The sequence below is a fragment of the Bradyrhizobium sp. genome (genome assembly GCF_050014615.1).
GTDB lineage: Bacteria > Pseudomonadota > Alphaproteobacteria > Rhizobiales > Xanthobacteraceae > Bradyrhizobium.
Genome location: NZ_JBEKCZ010000318.1, coordinates 1 through 3,950, shown reverse-complemented (window position 1 = coordinate 3,950; position 3,950 = coordinate 1). Strand labels below are relative to the sequence as shown.

Below are 3,950 nucleotides of genomic sequence, written 5' to 3'. Positions count from 1 at the left end.
TCGAATTGCTGCTGGCGCGCACGTTGACCTCGGTCAACGCCAAGCCGATCGCGGCGGTCATGACCCGTACCGTTTCCGCCGCCGGAATGGATTGGGGATTGCTGGCCGCGGCCGGGGTCCTGACCATCATCCCCGGCGCGCTGGTGATCTGGTTCGTCCGCAACTACATCGCGCGCGGTTTCGCGCTCGGCCGGGTTTGAGGGAGGGCCTGATGGAGAGCATCGCATGGATGGCCTGGACGCTCCCGACCGCGATCTTTTTCGTGCTGCTTTCGATGACGCTGGCGGTCATGACCTGGCTGGCGGTGGCGTATCCGGAAGCCGAACGGGTCGGGATCCTGCGGATTCCGACCACGCGCGGCGACCGCCTGTTCATCTCGCTGATCATGGCCGCCGTGATCCATCTGTTGTGGATCGGCTTTGTCGGCACCGACACCATCGCGACCGTTCCGGTCGGGGAGGGAATTGAATTGTCGAGCCTCTGGCTCGCTACCGTGATTTCGCTTGTTTCGGCGGTTGCCATATTTCGGACCGTTTGAGGCACGCGAAAAAGAGCAGATCCGGGGTCAACCCGGGCCTGAATATGTCTGTCGCCTGCAACGGAGGAAACAACATGCGACACTTGGAGATGACCAGGGGTCCCGCGACCCGGACCCGTATCTTGATGATGACAAGCGCGGTCGCGCTGATGGCAGCGTCGGCTGCGATCACCGCGCCTGCATTCGCGGACGAAGCTGCCGCCAAAAAATGGATCGACAGCGAATTTCAGCCCTCGACGCTGTCCAAAGACGACCAGATGAAGGAAATGCAGTGGTTCATCAAGGCCGCCGCACCCTACAAGGGCATGGAGATCAACGCGGTCTCCGAAACCCTGACGGTGCACGAGTATGAATCGAAGACGCTGGCCAAGGCGTTCGAGGAAATCACCGGCATCAAGGTCAAGCACGACATCATCCAGGAAGGCGATGTCGTCGAGAAGATCCAGACCCAGATGCAATCGGGCAAGAATGTGTACGACGCCTGGATCAACGACTCTGACTTTATCGGAACCCATTTCCGCTACGGTCAGGCCGTCGACCTGACGGAATGGATGGTTGGCGAGGGCAAGGACGTCACCAACCCCGGCCTCGACGTCAATGACTTCATCGGCAAGTCGTTCACCACGGCGCCGAACGGTCATCTCTACCAGTTGCCCGACCAGCAGTTCGCGAACCTCTATTGGTTCCGCTACGACTGGTTCAGCAATCCGGAATACAAGGCCAAGTTCAAGGCCAAGTATGGCTACGAACTCGGCGTTCCCGTGAACTGGTCGGCCTATGAGGACATTGCCGAGTTCTTCACCAACGACGTCAAGGAAATCAACGGCGTGCGGGTCTATGGCCACATGGACTACGGCAAGAAGGATCCGTCATTGGGATGGCGTTTCACCGACGCGTGGTTGTCGATGGCCGGCAATGGCGACAGGGGCATCCCGAACGGACTTCCGGTCGACGAATGGGGCATCCGCATGGAAGGCTGTCGCCCGGTCGGCTCGTCGGTCGAGCGTGGCGGCGACGTCAACGGTCCGGCGGCGGTCTATTCGATCGTCAAATATCTCGACTGGATGAAGAAATATGCCCCGCCGCAGGCGCAAGGCATGACCTTCTCCGAATCGGGTCCGGTGCCGTCGCAAGGCAATATCGCCCAGCAGATCTTCTGGTACACCGCCTTCACCGCCGACATGGTGAAGCCTGGTCTGCCGGTCATGAATGCGGATGGTACGCCGAAGTGGCGGATGGCGCCGTCGCCGCACGGTGCCTACTGGAAGGACGGCATGAAGCTCGGCTATCAGGACGTGGGTTCGGTGACGCTGCTGAAGTCCACCCCGGTCGACCGCCGCAAGGCGGCCTGGCTCTATCAACAGTTCATCGTCTCCAAGACCGTGAGCCTGAAGAAGAGCCATGTCGGTCTCACCTTCATTCGTGAGTCCGATATCTGGGACAAGAGCTTCACGGAACGTGCGCCGAAGCTCGGTGGGCTGATCGAGTTCTACCGCTCGCCCGCGCGCGTGCAGTGGACCCCGACCGGCAACAACGTGCCGGATTATCCGAAGCTTGCGCAATTGTGGTGGCAGAACATCGGCGATGCGTCGTCCGGTGCGAAGACGCCGCAGGCGGCGATGGACTCGCTGGCCGCAGCGCAGGACTCGGTGATGGAGCGTCTGGAGAAATCCGGTGTGCAGGGCGCCTGCGGACCGAAGCTCAACAAGAAGGAAACCGCCGAGTACTGGTTCGCCAAGTCGGCCAAGGACGGCAACATCGCGCCCCAGCGCAAGCTGGCGAACGAAAAGCCGAAGGGCGAAACCGTCGACTACGACACCCTGATCAAGTCGTGGCCGGCAAGCCCGCCGAAGCGCGCTTCGAACTGAGGCTAACTTACTGTCATCGTCCGGCTTGACCGGACGATCCAGTACACCGCGGCTTCTCGGCTCAATCGCTGCCGCCGGCGATTACTGGATGCCCCGCTTTCGCGGGGCATGACGAGAAAACAAAAGGTCGGGAGCAATCCCGGCCTTTTTTCATTATAGTCCCGTCATCGTCCGCGTACGCGGACGATCCAGTACTCCGCGCCTTCTCGATTCAGCGGCGGCGAGTACTGGATGCCCGCTTTCGCGGGCATGACGACATCGGGAGCAATTCCCCGCCTACCCCAGGAGCCCGCCATGCGCATGATCTTCCGTTGCGATCCGGCCTTGTCTGAATATCTGCCGCGGCCGGTTCCGGCGCGAAGCGTGCTGCCGGACTGGCTCCGCGCCATGCCTTCGAAGGCGGCTTCGGAAATCCACGGCCGCGACATTCGCACCGTGAAGCAATGCCCGCCCTTTGTGGACGCGATGGCCTATGGCGTGTTGATCCTGCTGCCCTGCGACATCACGGTCAACAGCGGTTCGTTTTCCTGGGCCTGGGACATTCCGGAACCGCTGACATCCGGACATCCCCGCGCGCCCCTGAGCTTCCATGTCGCGGCCCAATTCCCCGATGCGCCGTTCGCGCGGGGCGGACAGGCCGCGATCAAATTCAACAGCTTCTGGACCATCGAGTTGGAGCCCGGCTGGTCGCTGTTTGCCACCCACCCCGTCAACCGCGACGACCTGCCGTTTCGCCTGATCTCGGGCCTGGTGGACGCCGATCGCTTCCACGATGGCGGGATCAATTTCCCGGCCGTGTGGTTGCAGCCGGAATTTACCGGCGTGCTGCCCAAGGGCACGCCGGTGGCGCAGTGCTTTGCGGTGCCGCGCGCCGCGCCGCAGCTTGAATTCGAATGTTTCGACGAGGCCGAAAAGGCCGCCTATGAGACGACGGTGGCCGAAGTGCTGGCCAGCCCCGGCGTCTATCGCAAGCGGTTTCGCGCGCGACGCGGACGTTCAACCACCTAACGCGCTTCGCAGCGCGGCCTCATCGAGCCACAGCCGGCCATGCGGCGCCGATGTCAGCGCCATCGCAATGGTGCCGAAGCTTTGAGGACGCAGCCGATAGGTTTGCGCATAGGCGCGCATCGCGCCCTCGATATCGCCGGAGTCCTGCAGCACGACGCCGAGATTGAGCGCGGCTTCCGCGTAATCGGGCTTGAGTTCGATCGCCCGGCGATAGGCGCTGGCGGCGCCGGCACGGTCGCGCAAATCCTGACGGACGAGGCCGAGATCGAACCAGACCGACGCCGGCACCACCTCGCCCGCCACGGCGCGCTCCAGCAGGGACGCCGCGGTGGCAGTGTCGCCATCCTCGAAAGCCAGCCGTCCCAGCCGCGCCGCGGCCTCCTGGTTTTTGGGAATTACGTCGAGAATGGCCCGCCACGCCTCGCGCGCCTGCGGCCGCAGCTCCGGCTGATGAACCGCAGCCTGGTCGAGCGTTCGCGCCTTTTCGAGAAACGCATCGCGTTGCGGCGCGATCGCGATCACCCGATCGAGATGCG

4 protein-coding genes and 1 pseudogene are annotated in these 3,950 nt (G+C 62.9%); 4 read left to right on the top strand and 1 reads right to left on the bottom strand.

The window, feature by feature from the left end; genetic code table 11:
• The 4 genes and pseudogenes from ABR948_RS28795 to ABR948_RS28780 form a co-directional block, all read left to right on the top strand.
• Positions 1-200 (top strand): annotated as a pseudogene (locus ABR948_RS28795) (carbohydrate ABC transporter permease); the annotation flags it as partial.
• 11 nt (positions 201-211) lie between these two features.
• The gene (locus ABR948_RS28790) at positions 212-538 is read left to right on the top strand and encodes a DUF2160 domain-containing protein (protein WP_428124587.1); all 327 of its coding nucleotides are present in this window, start codon (positions 212-214) and stop codon (positions 536-538) included.
• A gap of 74 nt (positions 539-612) precedes the next feature.
• Complete coding sequence (locus tag ABR948_RS28785) at positions 613-2,406, top strand: ABC transporter substrate-binding protein (RefSeq protein ID WP_428124585.1); 1,794 nt, start codon at positions 613-615, stop codon at positions 2,404-2,406.
• A 294-nt stretch (positions 2,407-2,700) separates the two neighbouring features.
• A complete protein-coding gene (locus tag ABR948_RS28780; protein WP_428124583.1) occupies positions 2,701-3,414 on the top strand; it encodes a hypothetical protein in 714 nt (237 codons plus the stop codon).
• Here the strand turns inward: ABR948_RS28780 and ABR948_RS28775 are convergent.
• Positions 3,403-3,950: tetratricopeptide repeat protein (locus tag ABR948_RS28775; protein WP_428124581.1), on the bottom strand; the 548-nt coding region annotated here is incomplete at its 5' end. The genes ABR948_RS28780 and ABR948_RS28775 overlap by 12 nt on opposite strands.

Coding starts and splice junctions, on each gene's coding strand:
- ABR948_RS28790 (WP_428124587.1), top strand. CDS start 212: ATGGAGAGCATCGCATGGATGGCCTGGACGCTCCCGACCGCGATCTTT.
- ABR948_RS28785 (WP_428124585.1), top strand. CDS start 613: ATGCGACACTTGGAGATGACCAGGGGTCCCGCGACCCGGACCCGTATC.
- ABR948_RS28780 (WP_428124583.1), top strand. CDS start 2,701: ATGCGCATGATCTTCCGTTGCGATCCGGCCTTGTCTGAATATCTGCCG.